Below are 18,938 nucleotides of genomic sequence, written 5' to 3' on the forward strand. Positions count from 1 at the left end.
CGGCATCGTCCGCCACGTAAAAGACAAGGCAATTCCAAGGAGAACATCGCCATGAACCGAGCCGTGACCACACGTCGTCGCTTTGTGCTGTCCGCCGTGACTACCGCCGTCACTTCCGCAGTCGCCGCCGCCGTGCTGCTGCCCGCCGCGGCCAGCGCCGCGCCGGCCAACTATCCCAGCCGTCCGATCCGCCTGATCGTGCCCTTCGCCGCCGGCGGCTCCACCGATCTGTCGGCGCGCCTGGTCGCCGAGTACGCTGGCCGCGAGCTGGGCCAGTCGATCGTGGTCGAGAACAAGGGCGGGGCAGGCGGCTCGCTCGGCATGGGCGAAGTCGCCCGCTCGGCGCCGGACGGCTACACGATCGGCATGGCCACGGTCAGCACGCACGGCTCGAATCCGGCGGTCTATCCGAAGCTGAGCTACGACCCGATCAAGGACTTCGTGCCGGTCACCAATGTGGTGGCGATCCCCAGCGTGTTTGCCGTCCATCCGAGCGTGCCGGCCAAGACCATGAAGGAGTTCATCGCGCTGGCCAAGGCCAACCCCGGCAAGTACAGCTTCGCGTCGCCGGGCGCCGGCTCGCTCGGGCACGTGAATATCGAGAACTTCATGATGCTGTCCGGTATCGATCTGCTGCATGTCCCGTACAAGGGCGCCGGCCTGGCGCTGAACGACGCGGTCGCCGGGCAGGTCAACGCGATCACCGACAACCTGTCGTCGACGCTGCCGCACGTCAAGGGTGGCCGCCTGCGCGCACTGGCCGTGCTGGGTGCCGGCCGTTCGTCGCAACTGCCGGACGTACCGACCTATGCCGAGCTCGGCTTCAAGGACATGGGCGAGGGCGGCTGGTTCGGCATCGTGGCGCCGGCGGGCACGCCCGCACCGGTGGTGGCCAAGCTGAACGCCGCGATCCACAAGGCGATGCAGAACCCGGACTTCAAGCGCAAGGTCGAGGAATCCGGCGGGACGCTGGTGCCGACCACGCCCGAGCAGTTCAAGGCGCAGATCGAGCAGGCGATGGCCCGCTACGCGCGCGTGGCCAAGACCGCCAAGATCGAGCTGAACTGATGGCGGCGGCGTTCGAACCCATCGTCCGCCGCCTGCCCGAGGGCGAAGCGCTGCCGCTGGTCTGCGATTCGCCCCACAGCGGCACGCGCTATCCCGACGACTTCGGCGCGGCCGTGCCGATGGCGAGGCTGCGCGAAGGCGAGGACACTCACGTCGAGGCGCTGTGGGAGGCGGTGCCTGCGGTCGGCGGCACGCTGATCGCGGCGAACTTCCCGCGCGTCTATATCGATCCGAACCGGATGCCGGACGACCTCGACCCGGCGCTGCTGGACGGGCCTTGGCCCGAGCCGCTGGCCCCGGGCGAGAAGACGCAGCTGGGCTTCGGCCTGGTGTGGCGCAACATCGACGCCAATACGCCGATCTACGCCCGCAAGCTCGGCGTGGCCGAGGTGCGCAACCGCATCGAGCATTACTATCGCCCGTACCATGCGGCGCTGGCGGAAGCGGTGGACACGACCTATCGCCGCTTCGGCGCCGTTTGGCATCTGAACCTGCACTCGATGCCGAACAATGCCTACGAGCGGCTGAAGAAGGTCAGCCCGCACCCGCTGGCGGACTTTGTGCTGGGCGACCGCGACGGCACGACCTGCGATTCGGAGTTCGTCGGACTGATCGAATTGGGATTGCGCGACATGGGCTATACCGTTGCGCGCAACGACCCGTACAAGGGGGTGCAGTTGATCGCCCAGATCGGCCGGCCGGCGGAGCGCCGCCACAGCCTGCAGATCGAGATCCGCCGTCCCCTCTACATGGACGAGCGGACTCGGGAGCGCAATGCCAATTTCGGTACGGTGCAGCGGGATATGGGACGGCTGCTGGAGCGGGTGGCGGAGTACTTGCGGCAGCAGCGGTGATTCTTATGCGCCCCAACTGGCCGGGTAGGGGAGCCGCAGCGTAGTGAGGCAGTGGAGAAGGCTGGGCCGATGGCCCGGCCTTTTTTGTTTCACGTGGAACACCGCCTCTGGCAGCGGTGATGGCTCGACGTTTCACGTGAAACAGGGCGGAAGCCGTGTGACGCGGGCGTTGTATCATGTGAAACACGGTCGCCGCGGAAGCACAATGTTTCACGTGGAAGGGGAGTGTGTCCGGAATGCCCTGGTGAATGCCGGTATAATTCCGCATCCCGTTTTTCCCTCTCCAGCCTCCCGGAGGAGGTGCCCCCATGCTTTACCCGAAAGAGTTCGATGTCATTGTCGTCGGCGGTGGCCATGCCGGCACCGAAGCGGCCTTGGCCGCAGCCCGCATGGGCTGCCAGACGCTGCTGCTGACCCATAGCATCGAGACGCTGGGGCAGATGAGCTGCAATCCGTCGATCGGCGGCATCGGCAAGGGGCATCTGGTCAAGGAAGTCGACGCGCTTGGCGGTGCCATGGCGGCCGCCACCGACGAGGCCGGCATCCAGTTCCGTATCCTGAACTCCAGCAAGGGCCCGGCTGTGCGCGCCACCCGCGCCCAGGCCGACCGCGTGCTGTATCGCAAGGCGATCCGCACCCGGCTGGAGAATCAACCCAATCTGATGCTGTTCCAGCAGGCCGTCGACGACCTGATGGTCGAGGGCGACCGCGTGGTTGGCGCCGTGACGCAGGTCGGCGTCCGCTTCCGCGCCCGCGCGGTGGTGTTGACCGCCGGCACCTTTCTGGACGGCAAGATCCACGTCGGCCTGGACAACTACACCGGCGGCCGTGCCGGCGATCCGGCCGCGGTCACGCTGTCGGCCCGCCTCAAGGAGCTGAAGCTGCCGCAGGGGCGCCTGAAGACGGGCACGCCGCCCCGTATCGACGGCCGGACCATCGACTTCTCGGTGATGGAAGAGCAGCCCGGCGACCTGGATCCGGTCCCGGTGTTCTCGTTCCTGGGCCGTCCGGAGCAGCATCCGCAGCAGCTGCCGTGCTGGATCACCCACACCAACGCCCGTACCCACGAGATCATCCGGGGTGGGCTGGACCGCTCGCCGATGTACACCGGCGTGATCGAAGGGGTAGGCCCGCGTTACTGCCCGAGCATCGAGGACAAGATCCATCGCTTTGCCAGCAAGGAAAGCCACCAGATCTTCCTGGAACCGGAAGGGCTGACGACGAACGAGTTCTATCCCAATGGCATCTCGACCAGCCTGCCGTTCGACGTGCAGCTGGAGCTGGTGCATTCGATCCGTGGCCTCGAGAACGCCCATATCCTGCGTCCCGGCTATGCGATCGAGTACGACTACTTCGACCCGCGTGCGCTGAAGGCCTCGCTGGAGAGCAAGGCAATCGGCGGGCTGTTCTTCGCCGGCCAGATCAATGGCACCACGGGTTACGAAGAGGCCGCGGCCCAAGGGCTGCTGGCGGGCATCAACGCCGGCCGCTACGCGCAGGAGCGCGAGGCCTGGGCGCCGCGCCGCGACCAGGCTTACCTTGGCGTGCTGGTCGACGACCTGATCACGCGCGGCGTGACCGAGCCGTACCGGATGTTCACCAGCCGCGCCGAATTCCGCCTGAGCCTGCGGGAGGACAACGCCGACATGCGGCTGACCGAGATCGGCCGCGAGCTTGGCGTCGTCGACGACGTCCGCTGGGACGCATTCAATCGCAAGCGCGACGCTGTTTCACGTGAAACAGAGCGTCTGAAGAGCACCTGGGTCAACCCGGCAAGTCTCCCCGCCGAGGACGCCGTGCCGCTGCTGGGCAAGCCGATCGAGCGTGAATACAGCCTGGCGGACCTGCTGCGGCGCCCGGGCGTCGGCTACGACGCGCTGATGGCGCTGCAGGCCGGCCGCCATGCGCCGTCCGAGCCGCTGGCCGAGGACCCGCTGCAGGCCGAACAGATCCGCGAGCAGATCGAGATCGGCATCAAGTACCACGGCTATATCGCCCGCCAGGCGGCCGAGGTCGACAAGCTGGAAGCCAACGAGTCGACCCGGCTACCGGACGACTTCGACTACACCGAAGTGCGCGGCCTCGGCTTCGAGGTCAGCCAGAAGCTGAACCAGCATCGCCCGCAGACGCTTGGCCAGGCTTCACGCATCTCGGGCGTGACGCCGGCGGCGATCTCGCTGCTGCTGGTACACCTGAAGAAGAAGGGCATGGGCCGCGGCAAGACGGCCGGCTCGGGCCGCGAGGCGGCCTGAGTGAGCGGTCCGCACGCATCCCAGGCGCGGCGCCACGGCGCGGTCGACGAGGCCGCGCAGCGCCGCCGCCTTGAAGCTGGCCTAGCCGCCATCGGCCTGCCGCTCGACGGCGCCCGTATCGAGACGCTGCTCGCCTATCTGGCCCTGCTGCGCAAATGGAACGCCACTTATAACCTGACCGCGATCCGCCATCCGGATGAGATGCTGACGCATCATCTGCTGGACTCGCTGGCCGCCGTGCCGGCGCTGGCCGAGGCGGCGCGTCGGCCCGAGGTCGCGCCCGGCGCGCGGGGCAGGGTGCTGGACGTCGGCTCGGGCGGCGGCATGCCGGGCTTGCCGCTGGCCATCGCCTGTCCCGACGTGTCGGTGCTGATGGTGGACATCGTGCAGAAGAAGACCGCCTTCCTGACCCAGTGCCGCGCCCAACTGAGGCTCGGCAATGCGGCGGCGCATTGGGGGCCGGTGGAGAAGCTGGCCGACGCCGACGGTTTCGCCGTGATCACGTCGCGGGCCTTCGCCGAGCTGACCGATTTCGTCACGCTTGCCGGCCACCTGCTGGCCCCGGGCGGACGCATGATCGCAATGAAAGGGGTCTATCCGCACGCCGAACTGGAGCGGATGGAGCAGGCCGGACTGATGTCGGCCTGGCAGGTCGAAGCGGTGCCGCAGCTCGCGGTGCCCGAACTGGACGCGCAGCGCCACCTGGTGGTGCTGTCGCGCCGTGGCGAGCGCAGCGATGCGCGCGCCGACTGAATACAAGCGAGGAGCTGCAGAACCCATGGCAAAGGTATTCGTGATCGCAAACCAGAAGGGCGGGGTGGGCAAGACCACCACCACGGTGAACCTCGCCGCTGGCCTTGCCGCGCAAGGGCAGCGCGTGCTGCTGGTCGATCTCGATCCGCAAGGCAATGCATCGATGGGTTCGGGCATCGACAAGCAGGGGCTGGAGCACAGCGTCTATCAGGTGCTGGTCGGCTTCGCCACCATCCCGCAGGCACGCCAGCGCTCGGAGTCGGGCAAGTACGACGTGCTGCCGGCCAACCGCGAGCTGGCCGGTGCCGAGGTCGAACTGGTCGAGCTCGAGCATCGCGAGCGCCGGCTGCGCCAGGCGCTGGCCGAGGTCGAGGGCGAGTACGATTTCGTGCTGATCGACTGCCCGCCATCGCTGTCGCTGCTGACGCTGAACGGCCTGTGTGCGGCGCATGGCGTCATCGTGCCGATGCAGTGCGAGTACTTCGCGCTGGAGGGGCTGTCCGACCTGGTCAATACGATCAAGCAGGTGCACGCCAACCTGAACAAGGACCTGAAGGTCATCGGCCTGCTGCGTGTGATGTTCGATCCGCGCGTGACGCTGCAGCAGCAGGTTTCCGCCCAGCTGGAAGCGCATTTCGGCGACAAGGTCTTCAAGACGATGATCCCGCGCAATGTGCGGCTGGCGGAGGCGCCGTCGTACGGCATGCCGGGCGTGGCCTTCGATCCGGCGTCGAAGGGCGCCAAGGCCTATCTCGATTTCGGCGCCGAGATGATCGCGCGCGTCAAGCAACTCGGCCAGATCGCCTGAGCCGGCGAGCGGCAGCAAGCAAGGAGCCACCACCATGAGTACCGCGAAGAAGAAGGGCCTGGGCCGTGGGCTGGAAGCCCTGCTGGGCGGCCCGGCGGAGATCGTCGAGGCGGCGCGCCAGGACGGTTCCCCCACCGTGCTGCGCGTCGATCAGCTGCAGCCGGGCAAGTACCAGCCGCGCACGCGGATGGACGAGGGTGCGCTGCAGGAGCTCGCAGCGAGCATCCGCGCGCAGGGCCTGATGCAGCCAATCCTGGTGCGGCGCGTGGCCGAGCCCGATCGCTACGAGATCATTGCCGGCGAGCGCCGTTTCCGCGCCTCCAAGCTGGCGGGGCTGGACAAGGTGCCGGTGCTGATCAAGGACGTGGCCGACGAGGCCGCGGCGGCGATGGCGCTGATCGAGAACATCCAGCGCGAGGACCTGAACCCGCTGGAAGAGGCGCAAGGCATCATGCGCCTGATCCGCGAATTCAAGTTCACCCACGAACAGGCCGCCGAGTCGGTCGGCCGCTCGCGCAGCGCGGTGTCCAATTTGCTGCGCCTGCTGAACCTGGCGCAGCCGGTGCAGACCATGCTGATGGCCGGCGATCTCGACATGGGCCATGCGCGCGCGCTGCTCGCGGTGGACGGCGCGCACCAGATCACGCTGGCCAACCAGATCATCAACAAGCGGCTCTCGGTGCGTGAGACCGAGAAGCTGGTGACCTCGACGCTGAAGCCCTTCGATCTGAAGTCGCTGAAGCAGAAGACCGGGCCGGGCGCGCGCGACGTCGCGCGGCTGGAGGAGGAACTGTCCGACGCGCTCGGCATGCCGGTGCAGATCAAGCTCGGCGCGCGCGGCAAGGGTCAGCTCACCATCCAGTTTTCCAGCAACGACGCGCTCGACGGCGTGCTGGCCCGCTTGCGCGACCCCGCCGCGGGACGACAGGTCGCATGAGCGCGGTTGGGCGATGATCGCCCAATGGAACAGCGCGAATGGCGCCGGGTTCTTCCCCCGGCGCCATTTTTTTGCTACGCAATCCGATTACGTGTCAGGTCATTGTCGCGCAATATCCGCGCAAGCATGATCGAAGCGAGATAGCAAGAGTTGTGGTGTTTTGCCTTGCAAGGCAACTGTAAGCAGATTGACTCGTTATCCGCATTCCCCGTAAAATCGTGCGGTTTGAATACTGGCCGAGGACGAAAAGTTCCCGGCCAGAACTGCAAGCAGGCAGACCGATAAGTTGTAGTGGCGACAGACCCAAAGCCGCCTCGCGCGGGATCGAATACCGACCGTACCGAGCGGACTTCCGGGCGTCAGGCCGACGAGTGGGATCGCGACGCGTGGGACCGTGACGACTGGCGCGATGACGCGTCCGACGACGGCCCCGCCGCGCCGATCCAGCCGCTGTCGCACGACGACGCGGTGTCGCTGTTCGGCGAACGCGCGCTACGGCCCTCGCGGATGACGCCGGGCAAGGTGGTGCTGGCGCAAGTCGCGGTGACGCTGCTGTCGGCGATCGGCTGGGCGGTGTTCGGCCCCGAGGCCGGACCGTACGGCTGGTCGGCGCTGTTCGGCGGCGCGGTGTGCTGCGTGCCGAGCGCGTTCTTCGCCTTCCGGCTTTGGCTCGCACGGGACCGCGCGTCGATCGGCGGGCTGGTGGTCGGCGAGGCGATCAAGGTGATGGCCACCGTCGCGCTGTTCGTGCTGGTGGTGGTGCTGTACCGCGATCTGCGTTGGGTGCCGATGCTGGTCACGTTCCTGTTTGCGTTGAAGACGTACTGGGTGGCGCTGGCGATTCGATAGATTTTCGAATTGCCGAATTACGGATCGCCATGCCCCGAACCGGTGCCGCGTTGTTCTGATTCAGGGCAATTGAGGGCCGGATTCGAGAAAACAAGATTGGGATGCCACGCCGATTTCGAATCGCGCGCGGCATCGGGAAGTTACGAAGCGACTTGCATTGCGGTGACCGGCCGACGAGCCGAAGGCGGTGCAAGAAGCATACCGAGCGTTCGCGATGGCGAATGCAGGTCAAACAGGTTTCGCAATATACGGTTCGATTCGACATGGCAACTGCTCAAGGCGCTGAAAACGCGCTCACCCCATCCGGCTATATCGCCGAACATTTGCAGAACCTGAATTCGATCGGCGGCAAGCAGGCCTCCGTGGTCGACTTCGGCGTGATCAATTACGACACCGTGTTCTGGTCGGTGCTGTGCGGCGCGATCGCCGTGCTGTTCCTGTACCTGGCCGCGCGTCGCGTTACCGCCGGCGTGCCGGGCCGCTTCCAGGCCTTCGTCGAAATGATCGTCGAGATGGTCGACGACCAGGCCAAGGGCATCATCCACGGCGACCGTTCGTGGATCGCGCCGCTGGCGCTGATGGTGTTCTGCTGGATCACCATGATGAACGCGATCGACCTGATCCCGGTTGACTGGGTCCACGGCCTGAACCACCTGCTGGGCGTGTTCGGCGTCCACCTGCCGCACCACAAGGCCGTGGCGACCGCCGACCTGAACGGCACGCTGGGCATGTCGTTCGCCGTGCTGATCCTGATGATCTACTACAGCTTCAAGATCAAGGGCGCGGGCGGCTTCGTGCACGAGCTGCTGTCGGCACCGTTCGGCGGCAAGTGGTACCTGGCCCCGTTCAACCTGGTGCTGAACGTCATCGAATTCCTGGCCAAGGCCGTTTCGCTCGGCATGCGACTGTTCGGCAATATGTACGCCGGCGAACTCGTGTTCCTGCTGATCGCGCTGCTGGGCTCGATGTGGACCTTCGGCGCCGACCTCTCGGCTCTGGGCTTCGTCGGCCACGTGATTGCCGGCGCGGTCTGGGCGATCTTCCACATCCTGATCGTGCTGCTGCAGGCCTTCATTTTCATGATGCTGACGCTGGTGTATCTCGGCCAGGCACACGACAAGCACTGATTTCCGGTTTTTTGGTTTTTGGTTTTTTTGGTTCTAAGTCTCTTCTCAAATTAAAGGAGTCGTCATGCAAGAATTTCTCGCCAACATCCAGGGTCTGACCGCCATCGGTATCGGCATCATCATCGGCCTGGGCGCGATCGGTGCCTGCCTGGGTATCGCTCTGATGGGTGGCAAGTACATCGAAGCCTGCGCGCGTCAGCCGGAACTGATGAACCCGCTGCAGACCAAGATGTTCCTGCTGGCCGGCCTGATCGACGCGGCATTCCTGATCGGTGTGGGCGTGGCCATGCTGTTCGCGTTCGCCAACCCGCTGCTGGCCGTCATTCAGTAAATCTTTTCGGTCTGCATGATGCTGACGGGCGGCGCAGGCCACTAGCCTGGCCGCCTTTGCGCATTTATCTGTAGTTTGTTTACCGAAAGGAACACACCATGAATCTGAACGCAACGTTTTTTGCGCAGATGGTCGTGTTCTTCATCCTGTGGTGGGTTGTCGCCAAATTCATTTGGCCGCCGCTGGTGAAGGCGCTCGACGAACGCGCAAAGAAAATCGCCGACGGTCTCGCGGCTGCCGAAAAGGGCAAGGCCGAACTCGAGCTGGCCAACAAGCGCGTGGACGTGGCCCTGGCCGAAGCCCGCGCCGAAGGTGCGCAACGCGTCGCCGACGCGGAGAAGCGCGCCCAGATGGTCGCCGAAGAGATCAAGCGCAACGCCCAGGCCGAAGCCGCACGCATCATCGCGCAAGCGAAGGCCGATGCCGAACAGCAGGTCACCAAGGCACGCGAGCAGCTGCGCGACCAGGTCGCCGTGCTGGCCGTCAAGGGTGCAGAGCAGATCCTCAAGCGTGAAGTGAATGCGCAGGTCCACGCCGACCTGCTCAACCAACTGAAGGCCGAGCTCTAATCATGGCAGAAACCGCAACCATTGCCCGTCCCTACGCCGAGGCGCTGTTCCGCGTCGCCAGCGAGGCCAACGCCGGCAATCTGGGTGCATGGTCCGAGCTGGTTTCGGAAATGGGGCAGGTCGCGGCCACCCCGGAGATCAAGGCGCTGGCCGACGATCCGAACGTTCCCGGCGACAAGCTGGCCGAACTGTTCCTGTCGGTGCTGAAGTCTCCGGTCAACGACGAGGCGCGCCGCTTCGTGCAGTTGCTGGTGGACAACGACCGCCTGACCGTGCTGCCGGAGATTGCCGAGCAGTTCCATGCGCTGAAGAACGCCCAAGAAGGTTCGGCCGACGTCGAAATCACCAGCGCGTTCCCGCTCGACGGCGCGCCGCTGACCGATCTGGTCGCCTCGCTCGAACGCAAGTTCGGGCGCAAGCTGGTGCCGACCGTGACGGTCGACCCCTCGCTGATCGGCGGCGTTCGCGTCAAGGTGGGCGACGAAGTGCTGGATACCTCGGTGCGCGCGCGCCTGGCCGCCATGCAAGCCGCGCTGACCGCCTGATGTGCGGACAGCCGACGGATTGAAGAATTAGGAGCATTGTGATGCAACTGAACCCCTCAGAAATCAGCGAGCTGATCAAGTCCCGCATCTCGGGCCTTGGCGCCGAAGCTGAAGTGCGCAACACCGGCACGGTGATTTCCGTGACCGATGGCATCTGCCGCGTGCACGGCCTGTCCGGCGTGATGCAGGGCGAGATGCTGGAATTCCCCGGCAACACCTTCGGCCTGGCGCTGAACCTCGAGCGCGACTCTGTCGGCGCCGTGGTGCTGGGCGACTACGAACACATCTCGGAAGGCGACCAGGTCAAGTGCACCGGCCGCATTCTGGAAGTGCCGGTGGGCAAGGAACTGCTGGGCCGCGTGGTCAACACGCTGGGCCAGCCGATCGACGGCAAGGGCCCGATCAACGCCAAGCTGACCGACGTGATCGAGAAGGTCGCCCCGGGCGTGATCGCGCGCCAGTCGGTGAGCCAGCCGGTGCAGACCGGCCTGAAGTCGATCGACGCGATGGTGCCGATCGGCCGCGGCCAGCGCGAGCTGATCATCGGCGACCGCCAGACCGGCAAGACCGCCGTCGCCGTCGACGCGATCATCAACCAGAAGGGCAAGGGCGTCTATTGCGTCTACGTGGCAATCGGCCAGAAGGCGTCGACGATCGCCAACGTGGTGCGCAAGCTGGAAGAGACCGGCGCGATGGAATACACCGTCGTGGTGGCCGCCGCCGCTTCGGACTCGGCCGCCATGCAGTACCTGGCCGCCTACGCCGGCTGCACGATGGGCGAGTACTTCCGCGACCGCGGCGAAGACGCGCTGATCGTCTATGACGACCTGACCAAGCAGGCCTGGGCCTATCGCCAGGTGTCGCTGCTGCTGCGCCGCCCGCCGGGCCGCGAAGCCTACCCGGGCGACGTGTTCTACCTGCACTCGCGCCTGCTGGAGCGCGCCGCCCGCGTCAACGCCGACTACGTCGAGAAGTTCACCAATGGCGAAGTCAAGGGCAAGACCGGTTCGCTGACCGCGCTGCCCGTGATCGAAACGCAGGCCGGCGACGTGTCCGCGTTCGTGCCGACCAACGTGATCTCGATTACCGACGGCCAGATCTTCCTGGAAACCGACCTGTTCAACGCCGGTATCCGTCCCGCGATCAACGCCGGTATCTCGGTGTCGCGCGTCGGTGGCGCTGCGCAGACCAAGGTCGTCAAGAAGCTGTCCGGCGGTATCCGTACCGACCTGGCCCAGTACCGTGAACTGGCTGCGTTCGCGCAGTTCGCCTCGGACCTGGACGATGCCACCCGCAAGCAGCTCGAGCGCGGCCGCCGCGTGATGGAACTGCTCAAGCAGCCGCAGTACCAGCCGCTGCAGGTGTGGCAGCTGGCCGCGTCGCTGTACGCCGCCAACAATGGCTTCCTCGACAACGTGGAAGTGAAGGACATCCTGCCGTTCGAAAAGGGCCTGCACGACCACCTGAAGACCAAGTACGCCGATCTCGTCAACCGTATCGAAGACACCAAGGATCTGTCGAAGGACGACGAAGCTGCCCTGCGTGCCGCGATCGAGGATTTCAAGAAGTCCGCCGCGTTCTAACCGCGTGATTCCACGGACCGCGCAACCGGCGTCGGCCTGAAAAAGGGCGACGGCCGGGCGCGCGGCACGACTGGAGAGGAAGATATGGCCGGAACGAAAGAGATTCGAACCAAGATCAAGAGCGTGCAGAACACGCGCAAGATCACCAAGGCGATGGAAATGGTCGCCGCATCCAAGATGCGCAAGGCGCAGGAGCGGATGCGTGCTGCCCGCCCGTACGCCGAGAAGGTGCGCAACATTGCCGCGCACCTGGCCACGGCCAACCCGGAGTTCAAGCATCCGTTCCTGCAGGCGCGCGACGTCAAACGCGCCGGCTTGATCGTGGTGACGACCGACAAGGGGCTGTGCGGCGGCCTGAACACCAACGTGCTGCGCGCCGTCACCAACGAGCTGCGCGACTGGCAGAACCGCGGTGTGCAGGTGCAAACCACCGCGATCGGCACCAAGGGGATGCAGTTCCTGGGCCGCGTTGGCGCCAAGGTGGTCTCGCACGTGGTGCATCTGGGCGATACGCCGCATCTGGAAAAGCTGATCGGCGCGATCAAGGTCCAGCTCGACGCCTTCACCAATGGTGAGGTGGACGCCGTGTACCTGGCGTACACGAAGTTCGTCAACACCATGAAGCAGGAGCCGATGGTCGAGCAGCTGCTGCCGCTGTCCGCCGAGCGGATGGCGCAGACCGAAGAGGAAAAGCGCGCTTACTCGTGGGATTACATCTACGAGCCCGACGCCCAGACGGTGGTGGAAGACCTGCTGGTCCGCTACGTCGAAGCGCTGGTGTACCAAGCCGTGGCCGAGAACATGGCGTCCGAGCAGTCGGCGCGCATGGTGGCCATGAAGGCGGCGTCCGACAACGCCAAGAACGTGATTGCAGAACTGCAGCTGGACTACAACAAGACCCGCCAGGCAGCGATCACCAAGGAATTGTCGGAAATCGTCAGCGGTGCGGCAGCCGTGTAACTGACGAGACTGGGCGTCAAGAATTCAAGCTATCGGAGATACGAAATGAGTATCGGAAATATTGTGCAGTGTATTGGCGCCGTGGTGGACATCGAGTTCCCCCGCGACGCGCTGCCGAAGGTGTACGACGCGCTGGTGCTGGAAGAGAGCAACGAAGCGTCGTTCGCCGAGAAGGGCCTGACCTTCGAAGTGCAGCAGCAGCTCGGTGACGGCGTCGTCCGTACCATCGCGCTCGGCTCGTCCGACGGCCTGCGCCGCGGCATGGCCGTGAAGAACACCGGCGCGCCGATTTCGGTGCCGGTCGGTCACGGCACGCTGGGCCGCATCATGGACGTGCTGGGTCGTCCCATCGACGAAGCCGGCCCGATCGCCGCGGACGAAGTGCGCGCGATTCACCAGAAGGCCCCGCAGTTCGACGAACTGTCGCCTTCGGTGGACCTGCTCGAAACCGGCATCAAGGTGATCGACCTGGTCTGCCCGTTCGCCAAGGGCGGCAAGGTTGGCCTGTTCGGCGGCGCCGGCGTCGGCAAGACCGTCAACATGATGGAACTGATCAACAACATCGCCAAGCAGCACAGCGGCTTGTCGGTGTTCGCCGGCGTGGGCGAGCGTACCCGTGAAGGGAACGACTTCTACCACGAAATGAAGGACTCGAACGTGCTCGACAAGGTGGCCATGGTGTTCGGCCAGATGAACGAGCCGCCGGGCAACCGTCTGCGCGTGGCGCTGACCGGCCTGACGATGGCCGAGCGTTTCCGCGACGAAGGCCGCGACATCCTGTTCTTCGTCGACAACATCTACCGCTACACGCTGGCCGGTACCGAAGTGTCGGCACTGCTGGGCCGTATGCCTTCCGCCGTGGGCTATCAGCCGACGCTGGCTGAAGAAATGGGCAAGCTGCAGGAGCGCATCACGTCGACCAAGACCGGCTCGATCACCTCGATCCAGGCCGTGTACGTGCCGGCGGATGACCTGACCGACCCGTCGCCGGCTACCACCTTCCTGCACCTGGACTCGACCGTCGTGCTGTCGCGTGACATCGCCGCGCTGGGTATCTACCCCGCCGTCGATCCGCTCGACTCGACCTCGCGCCAGCTGGATCCGCAGATCGTCGGTACCGAGCACTACGAAGTGGCCCGCCGCGTCCAGCAGACGCTGCAGCGCTACAAGGAACTGCGCGACATCATCGCGATTCTGGGCATGGACGAACTGTCGCCGGAAGACAAGCTGGCGGTGGCGCGTGCACGGAAGATCCAGCGTTTCCTGTCGCAGCCCTTCCACGTCGCGGAAGTGTTCACGGGTTCGCCGGGCAAGTACGTGCCGCTGAAGGAAACCATCCGCGGCTTCAAGATGCTGGTGGACGGCGAGTGCGATCACCTGCCCGAGCAGGCGTTCTACATGGTCGGCTCGATCGACGAAGCCTTCGAGAAGGCCAAGAAGCTCCAGTAAGCCTCGCCAGGCGACGGCGCGCCGGCACGGGTTTCCGTGCGCAGGCGCGCCGCCGTTCCAAGCGAAGCGACTGGACAAAGGAATTCACATGGCAACCATTCTTGTAGACGTCGTCAGCGCGGAAGCCTCGATCTTCTCCGGCCAGGCGAAGTTCGTGGCGCTGCCGGGCGAGTCGGGTGAGCTGGGCATCCTGCCCGGGCACACGCCGCTGATCACGCGCATCCATCCGGGTGCGGTGCGGATCGAGAAGGAAGACGGCAGCGAAGAGTTCGTGTTCGTCGCCGGCGGCATTCTGGAAGTCCAGCCCAAGCACGTCACCGTGCTGGCCGACACCGCGATCCGTGGTACCGACCTCGACGAGGCCAAGGCGCAGGAAGCAAAGCGCGCCGCCGAGGAACTGCTGCAGAACCAGAGCAGCGAGTTCGACCTGGCGCGTGCGCAGAGCGAGCTGGCGGTTGCGGCCGCCCAGCTGGCGGCCATCGCCCGCCTGCGCCGGAAGAAGTAAGCAGGACCCCGTCCAGGCGTTGCTTTTTCGTCAGCGCGAAGGAAAAAGGCAGCCGCGAGGCTGCCTTTTTTCATGATGCGAGCTATGCTGTTGGCTGAAGTCAGACAAACACTGACAAAAAACTAAAAACACAAAAAAAAGCGCGCGGGCCGGGGAGGCGCCGCGCGGACGGGAAAATCCCTTCGAGGGGTCAATTCGAAGGAACGGGTTCGGTCGGGCGACGTGTAGCGCGTCCTGTTGCAGGGACAGCCTGTCTCGCAGGCTTCGCTACCGTTCGCCACAGCACCGGCATCCGATCTGGCGCATACTCGACTACTATTCGCGCCGTTTATCGGGACACCGGCAATACATTCTGCTGCTGGGCTTTCTTCAGGGCGCCTGCGGCTCTCTGGCTTGCGGCGCCGTCACAAAGTTCACAATGTGTCAAAGCATTGTGGGGGAAACTTCCCCCTATGGCAGTAACAAAGTGTATCGGTTTGCAAGTAGTTGAAAGCGAAAAGACGGCAAATTGGCCGCAATAGCCACAAAAATAGGCACACTCTGTTGGCTATCGCACGCTGGCATCGTTCTGGTGCATGACTATTTCCGTTTCGGCACTGCTCGCCTGATCACCTCGTCGGGGTTGACGCCCGGTGCGTGCACCGGCAGTGTTCCATCGCTGCGGGTGTCTTGCCCGCCTGCCAAGGAGCACTGAATGGATACCATGCAGGCCGATATCGAAGGCATGCTGAAGCTGCGCACGGTCGCCGTGGTTGGGCTGTCCGACAAGCCCGAGCGCGCGAGTCACGAGGTGGCCGCCTTCCTGCAGCGGCACGGTCACCGCATCGTCCCCATCAACCCGAACCACGCCGGCGAATCGATCCTGGGCGAGCGCTGCCATGCCTCGCTGCTCGACGCCGGGCAAGCGTTGGCGGCGGAGGGCGCGCGCATCGAGTGGGTCGATATCTTCCGGCGCTCGCCCGATGTGCCGCCGGTCGTAGAGGAGGCGATCGCGATCGGTGCGCGAGGCGTCTGGCTGCAACTGGGCATCGTCAACGACGAGGCGTTGGCCCGCGCGAAGGACGCCGGGCTGATGGCGGTACAGGACCGCTGCAGCAAGATAGAAACGACGCGCGGTTGAGCGGCGTCGCCGCGTATCATTCGACCCCCTTCGCTTTCCGTCTTCCATCCTCACCTCCCACGAATTCGCCCAGGGACGCCATGGCCATCGACCCCGACCTGCTTGCCTACTATCGCGGACTCGCCGAGCGCTATGCCGGCGCGCCGGTGCCCGCCGATGCGCTCGAGCGGCGCGCCCGCTTCCGCGAGGTTGCGGCGCTGTCGCATCGTCCCGATCCGGAAGGGCTCGCCGTGTCCGAGCTGCCTATCGCGCTGGAGGGCAGGACGCTGAACGCACGCCTGTTCCGGCCCACCGCGGTGGCGAGGCCGCGTCTGCTGGTCTATTTCCATGGCGGCGGCTGGGTCGTCGGCTCGCACGAGACCCACCACGGCGTCGCCGCGGCTTTGGCGCTCGACACCGGCTGCGCGGTGGCCAGCGTCGACTACCGGCTCGCGCCCGAGCATCCGTATCCCGCGCCCTGCGACGATGCGCTCGACGCCTTGCGATGGCTGGCGCAGCGGCGCGACGCCCTCGAAGTCGATCCGCGCTTTCTGGCGGTCGCTGGCGACAGCGCCGGCGGCCACCTGGCGGCGCAGGCCGCCGCGCTCGCCAATGCCGATACGCCGGGCCTGGTGCGCGCGCAGTTCCTGATCTATCCCGTCACCGCACCCCGCTTCGCCAGCGAGAGCTATCGAGCCTTTGCCGCCGGCCCCGGCCTGACGCGAGACGAAATGACGTGGTACTGGACGCAGCTCATCGGCGAAGCGCGGCTCGCCGACGGCACGGCAATGGACGATCCTCGCCTGCATCTGATGGCGGCGCTCCCCGGCCGCTCCACCGCGGTCCCGCCGGCGACGGTGGTGCTGGTCGCGGCGCATGACGTGCTGCGCGACGACGGCCTCGCCTACGCCGATCATCTGGTGCGCGAGGGCGCCGCCGTGATCACCATCGAGGCGAGCGGCATGACCCATGGCTTCGCCCGCCTGCAGGGCGAATCGCCGCGGGCACGGGAATGGATGCGGCGCGGCGCCCAGGCCTTCGCCCAGTTGCTGGACGAGGAATGACGCTCGACGGGATGACGTTCGACGAGATCGAGGCTGGACGAGGAGGGCGGTCTGAAAAGAATGAGGCAGAACAAGCAATGAAGCCGGGCGCACCGGCGCGCGGAATCACCGGGGCGCCATGCCCGTAATACTGCCGGCGGCGGTGTGGCGATCCCGTAGAATGGCGGGCTGACGAGGACCACCATGACCGCACTGCAGAACGACATCTTCCTGCGCGCGCTGCGCCGCCAGCCGACCGAATACACGCCGCTGTGGCTGATGCGCCAGGCCGGGCGCTATCTGCCCGAATACAACGCCACGCGCGCACGGGCCGGCAGCTTTCTTGGGCTGGCCAAGAATCCGGCGTTTGCCACCGAAGTCACCCTGCAGCCGCTCGACCGCTTTCCGCTCGACGCCGCAATCCTGTTCTCGGACATCCTGACCGTACCCGACGCGATGGGCCTCGGCCTGTCGTTTGCCCAGGGCGAAGGCCCGCGCTTCGCGCGGCCGCTGCGCACCGAGGCCGATGTCGCCAGGCTGGCGGTGCCGGATATGGGCGAACTGCAGTACGTGTTCGATGCGGTCGCGTCGATCCGGCGTGCCCTGGTACAGGACGGACGCCAGCGCGTGCCGCTCATCGGCTTCTCCGGCAGCCCGTGGACGCTGGCCTGCTATATGGTCGAAGGCGGCGGCTCGGACGACTTCCGGCTGGTCAAGGCCATGATGTACGCCCGCCCCGACCTGATGCACCGGATCCTGGAGATCAATGCGCAGGCCGTGTCCGCCTATCTGAACGCGCAGATCGAGGCGGGTGCCCAGGCCGTGATGCTGTTCGATACCTGGGGCGGCACGCTGGCCGACGGCATGTACCAGCGCTTCTCGCTCGACTACATGCGCAAGGTCATCGCGGGCCTGCGCCGCGAGCATCAGGGCGAGAACGTGCCGGTGATCGTCTTTACCAAGGGCGGCGGCCTGTGGCTGGAGCAGCTGGCCGACAGCGGCGCCGATGCCATCGGCCTGGACTGGACGGTCAATCTGGCCGCCGCGCGCCGGCGTACCGGAGGCCGCGTGGCCCTGCAGGGCAATCTGGACCCGACCGTGCTGTTCGCCGACGAGGCCGGCATCCGCGAACAGGCTCGCAGGGTGCTGGACGATTACGCGGCCGGCGGCGGCAGCGATGGCCATGTCTTCAACCTCGGACATGGGATCTCGCAATTCACGCCGCCCGAGAGCGTAACGGTGCTGGTCGACGAAGTGCACCGCCACAGCCGTGCGCTGCGGCAGCGCGACGGCGCCCAGGCATAGGCCCGCGCACGCCGGTGCCGGTGCGTCTGCGCTGCCGAATCGTGTGCATGCGGGGCGCCATCGTGGCGCTTCGGCGATGAATCGGTACCTGTCAAGGCTTGACTTATGCACACAAATGGGCTTTCCGCAGTGCACGACGGGGTTATCACTTAACACAATCGGGGGATATTGCTAAGTCATTGATTTTTAATGGCTTGACAGCAGGCGCTGGAGCATGGTCATGGTCCTGAAAGCCTTGTTTCGCGCGCCTTTACGGCAAGTTGGCCCGAGTTTTCAACAAAGTTATCCACAGGGAGTGTGGAGAGAGGGGAAAACTGGTCATCTATCATCGACTTAGCCCCACATTTGAAGTTTTACTTTAAGTTGATGCTGCACCGCACCCAACGACCGGCACGCCGCCCTCGTGCTCCCGGCCTCGCCCCGCCGATGCAGAGTCTTGGCAACGAAGTGTCGTGTATGGTGCACACTTCGGTGCCGGCGGAATTTGCCGGCCGTCCTCGCCCCCGCCCCCGCTGATCGTGTCGCCCCCGTCCTCATCCCTGGCAAGCCCGCCGCCGCAGAACGAAGTCGGCGGCGCTGCGTCGCCGCTGGTGCAGATCGCGCTGGACACGCCCGCAGACGACCGCTTCGATTATCTGAACGCCGAGCTCGACGGCAGGCACGTCCGTCCGGGCGAGCTCGTTGCCGTGCCGTTCGGCCGGCGCGAGATGGTGGGGGTCGCGATTGCGGGTACCGATCGCAGCGAGGTGCCCGCCGACCGGCTGCGTCCGGTATCGCAGCGGCTGGGCTGGCTGCCGCCGCTCAATGCGCACTGGCTGGCGCTGGCCTCTTTTGCGGCCGCCTATTACCACCGGCGTCTGGGCGAGGTGATCCTGCCCGCCTTGCCGCCCGGTTTGCGCGA

Annotated in this window: 19 protein-coding genes; all 19 read left to right on the forward strand. The window is 65.7% G+C overall.

The window, feature by feature from the left end:
- Nucleotides 1-51: 51 nt before the first annotated feature.
- Entirely contained in the window at nt 52-1,068 is a 1,017-nt protein-coding gene (locus AC6EI8_RS08080) for a tripartite tricarboxylate transporter substrate binding protein BugE (protein ID WP_149317471.1), read from the forward strand.
- Nucleotides 1,068-1,922 carry an N-formylglutamate amidohydrolase gene (locus AC6EI8_RS08085; RefSeq protein ID WP_265632993.1) on the forward strand — a complete coding sequence of 285 codons (855 nt, stop codon included), beginning with the start codon at nt 1,068-1,070 and terminating at the stop codon, nt 1,920-1,922. The genes AC6EI8_RS08080 and AC6EI8_RS08085 overlap by 1 nt, the downstream gene beginning before the upstream one ends.
- Nucleotides 1,923-2,230: 308 nt before the next feature.
- Nucleotides 2,231-4,174: a tRNA uridine-5-carboxymethylaminomethyl(34) synthesis enzyme MnmG gene (mnmG, locus tag AC6EI8_RS08090; RefSeq protein ID WP_149317473.1), complete on the forward strand. Its 1,944-nt coding sequence runs from the start codon at nt 2,231-2,233 to the stop codon at nt 4,172-4,174.
- The gene (gene rsmG, locus AC6EI8_RS08095) at nt 4,175-4,927 is read left to right on the forward strand and encodes a 16S rRNA (guanine(527)-N(7))-methyltransferase RsmG (RefSeq protein WP_498381682.1); all 753 of its coding nucleotides are present in this window, start codon (nt 4,175-4,177) and stop codon (nt 4,925-4,927) included.
- A gap of 25 nt (nt 4,928-4,952) precedes the next feature.
- Nucleotides 4,953-5,735, forward strand: a complete 783-nt coding sequence (locus AC6EI8_RS08100; RefSeq protein ID WP_149317475.1) for a ParA family protein — start codon at nt 4,953-4,955, stop codon at nt 5,733-5,735.
- Between the two features lie 34 nt (nt 5,736-5,769).
- On the forward strand, nt 5,770-6,672 hold the full coding sequence (locus tag AC6EI8_RS08105; RefSeq protein WP_498381683.1) for a ParB/RepB/Spo0J family partition protein: 903 nt from the start codon (nt 5,770-5,772) through the stop codon (nt 6,670-6,672).
- Between the two features lie 291 nt (nt 6,673-6,963).
- A complete protein-coding gene (locus AC6EI8_RS08110) occupies nt 6,964-7,521 on the forward strand; it encodes an ATP synthase subunit I (protein WP_498381684.1) in 558 nt (185 codons plus the stop codon).
- Between the two features lie 263 nt (nt 7,522-7,784).
- The gene (gene atpB / locus AC6EI8_RS08115; RefSeq protein ID WP_149317478.1) at nt 7,785-8,648 is read left to right on the forward strand and encodes a F0F1 ATP synthase subunit A; all 864 of its coding nucleotides are present in this window, start codon (nt 7,785-7,787) and stop codon (nt 8,646-8,648) included.
- A 64-nt stretch (nt 8,649-8,712) separates the two neighbouring features.
- A complete protein-coding gene (gene atpE / locus AC6EI8_RS08120; protein ID WP_006579745.1) occupies nt 8,713-8,979 on the forward strand; it encodes a F0F1 ATP synthase subunit C in 267 nt (88 codons plus the stop codon).
- A 98-nt stretch (nt 8,980-9,077) separates the two neighbouring features.
- The gene (locus AC6EI8_RS08125) at nt 9,078-9,548 is read left to right on the forward strand and encodes a F0F1 ATP synthase subunit B (protein ID WP_149317479.1); all 471 of its coding nucleotides are present in this window, start codon (nt 9,078-9,080) and stop codon (nt 9,546-9,548) included.
- Nucleotides 9,549-9,550: 2 nt separating this feature from the next.
- Nucleotides 9,551-10,093 (forward strand): F0F1 ATP synthase subunit delta, encoded by a 543-nt coding sequence (locus tag AC6EI8_RS08130; RefSeq protein WP_053822841.1) that lies wholly within the window; start codon nt 9,551-9,553, stop codon nt 10,091-10,093.
- Nucleotides 10,094-10,134: 41 nt separating this feature from the next.
- On the forward strand, nt 10,135-11,676 hold the full coding sequence (gene atpA / locus AC6EI8_RS08135) for a F0F1 ATP synthase subunit alpha (RefSeq protein ID WP_149317480.1): 1,542 nt from the start codon (nt 10,135-10,137) through the stop codon (nt 11,674-11,676).
- Nucleotides 11,677-11,760: 84 nt separating this feature from the next.
- Entirely contained in the window at nt 11,761-12,636 is an 876-nt protein-coding gene (gene atpG, locus AC6EI8_RS08140) for a F0F1 ATP synthase subunit gamma (protein WP_149317481.1), read from the forward strand.
- A 45-nt stretch (nt 12,637-12,681) separates the two neighbouring features.
- On the forward strand, nt 12,682-14,085 hold the full coding sequence (gene atpD, locus AC6EI8_RS08145) for a F0F1 ATP synthase subunit beta (RefSeq protein ID WP_023264072.1): 1,404 nt from the start codon (nt 12,682-12,684) through the stop codon (nt 14,083-14,085).
- A gap of 88 nt (nt 14,086-14,173) precedes the next feature.
- A complete protein-coding gene (locus tag AC6EI8_RS08150; RefSeq protein ID WP_149317482.1) occupies nt 14,174-14,590 on the forward strand; it encodes a F0F1 ATP synthase subunit epsilon in 417 nt (138 codons plus the stop codon).
- Nucleotides 14,591-15,284: 694 nt separating this feature from the next.
- The gene (locus AC6EI8_RS08155; protein WP_498381685.1) at nt 15,285-15,710 is read left to right on the forward strand and encodes a CoA-binding protein; all 426 of its coding nucleotides are present in this window, start codon (nt 15,285-15,287) and stop codon (nt 15,708-15,710) included.
- 80 nt (nt 15,711-15,790) lie between these two features.
- Entirely contained in the window at nt 15,791-16,753 is a 963-nt protein-coding gene (locus tag AC6EI8_RS08160) for an alpha/beta hydrolase (RefSeq protein WP_498381686.1), read from the forward strand.
- A 183-nt stretch (nt 16,754-16,936) separates the two neighbouring features.
- The gene (gene hemE / locus AC6EI8_RS08165) at nt 16,937-18,037 is read left to right on the forward strand and encodes a uroporphyrinogen decarboxylase (RefSeq protein ID WP_149317485.1); all 1,101 of its coding nucleotides are present in this window, start codon (nt 16,937-16,939) and stop codon (nt 18,035-18,037) included.
- A 518-nt stretch (nt 18,038-18,555) separates the two neighbouring features.
- Nucleotides 18,556-18,938: primosomal protein N' family DNA-binding protein (locus tag AC6EI8_RS08170; protein ID WP_498381687.1), on the forward strand; the 383-nt coding region annotated here is incomplete at its 3' end.

This window comes from Cupriavidus sp. R6-3, from assembly GCF_059772245.1.

What these genes read in the sequence shown, in the direction of transcription:
- atpA (WP_149317480.1), top strand. Translation starts at nt 10,135, where the DNA reads ATGCAACTGAACCCCTCAGAAATCAGCGAGCTGATCAAGTCCCGCATC.
- atpG (WP_149317481.1), top strand. Translation starts at nt 11,761, where the DNA reads ATGGCCGGAACGAAAGAGATTCGAACCAAGATCAAGAGCGTGCAGAAC.
- atpD (WP_023264072.1), top strand. Translation starts at nt 12,682, where the DNA reads ATGAGTATCGGAAATATTGTGCAGTGTATTGGCGCCGTGGTGGACATC.
- AC6EI8_RS08155 (WP_498381685.1), top strand. Translation starts at nt 15,285, where the DNA reads ATGGATACCATGCAGGCCGATATCGAAGGCATGCTGAAGCTGCGCACG.
- AC6EI8_RS08080 (WP_149317471.1), top strand. Translation starts at nt 52, where the DNA reads ATGAACCGAGCCGTGACCACACGTCGTCGCTTTGTGCTGTCCGCCGTG.
- mnmG (WP_149317473.1), top strand. Translation starts at nt 2,231, where the DNA reads ATGCTTTACCCGAAAGAGTTCGATGTCATTGTCGTCGGCGGTGGCCAT.
- AC6EI8_RS08130 (WP_053822841.1), top strand. Translation starts at nt 9,551, where the DNA reads ATGGCAGAAACCGCAACCATTGCCCGTCCCTACGCCGAGGCGCTGTTC.
- AC6EI8_RS08105 (WP_498381683.1), top strand. Translation starts at nt 5,770, where the DNA reads ATGAGTACCGCGAAGAAGAAGGGCCTGGGCCGTGGGCTGGAAGCCCTG.
- AC6EI8_RS08125 (WP_149317479.1), top strand. Translation starts at nt 9,078, where the DNA reads ATGAATCTGAACGCAACGTTTTTTGCGCAGATGGTCGTGTTCTTCATC.
- AC6EI8_RS08085 (WP_265632993.1), top strand. Translation starts at nt 1,068, where the DNA reads ATGGCGGCGGCGTTCGAACCCATCGTCCGCCGCCTGCCCGAGGGCGAA.
- AC6EI8_RS08150 (WP_149317482.1), top strand. Translation starts at nt 14,174, where the DNA reads ATGGCAACCATTCTTGTAGACGTCGTCAGCGCGGAAGCCTCGATCTTC.
- AC6EI8_RS08100 (WP_149317475.1), top strand. Translation starts at nt 4,953, where the DNA reads ATGGCAAAGGTATTCGTGATCGCAAACCAGAAGGGCGGGGTGGGCAAG.
- hemE (WP_149317485.1), top strand. Translation starts at nt 16,937, where the DNA reads ATGACCGCACTGCAGAACGACATCTTCCTGCGCGCGCTGCGCCGCCAG.
- AC6EI8_RS08160 (WP_498381686.1), top strand. Translation starts at nt 15,791, where the DNA reads ATGGCCATCGACCCCGACCTGCTTGCCTACTATCGCGGACTCGCCGAG.
- atpB (WP_149317478.1), top strand. Translation starts at nt 7,785, where the DNA reads ATGGCAACTGCTCAAGGCGCTGAAAACGCGCTCACCCCATCCGGCTAT.
- atpE (WP_006579745.1), top strand. Translation starts at nt 8,713, where the DNA reads ATGCAAGAATTTCTCGCCAACATCCAGGGTCTGACCGCCATCGGTATC.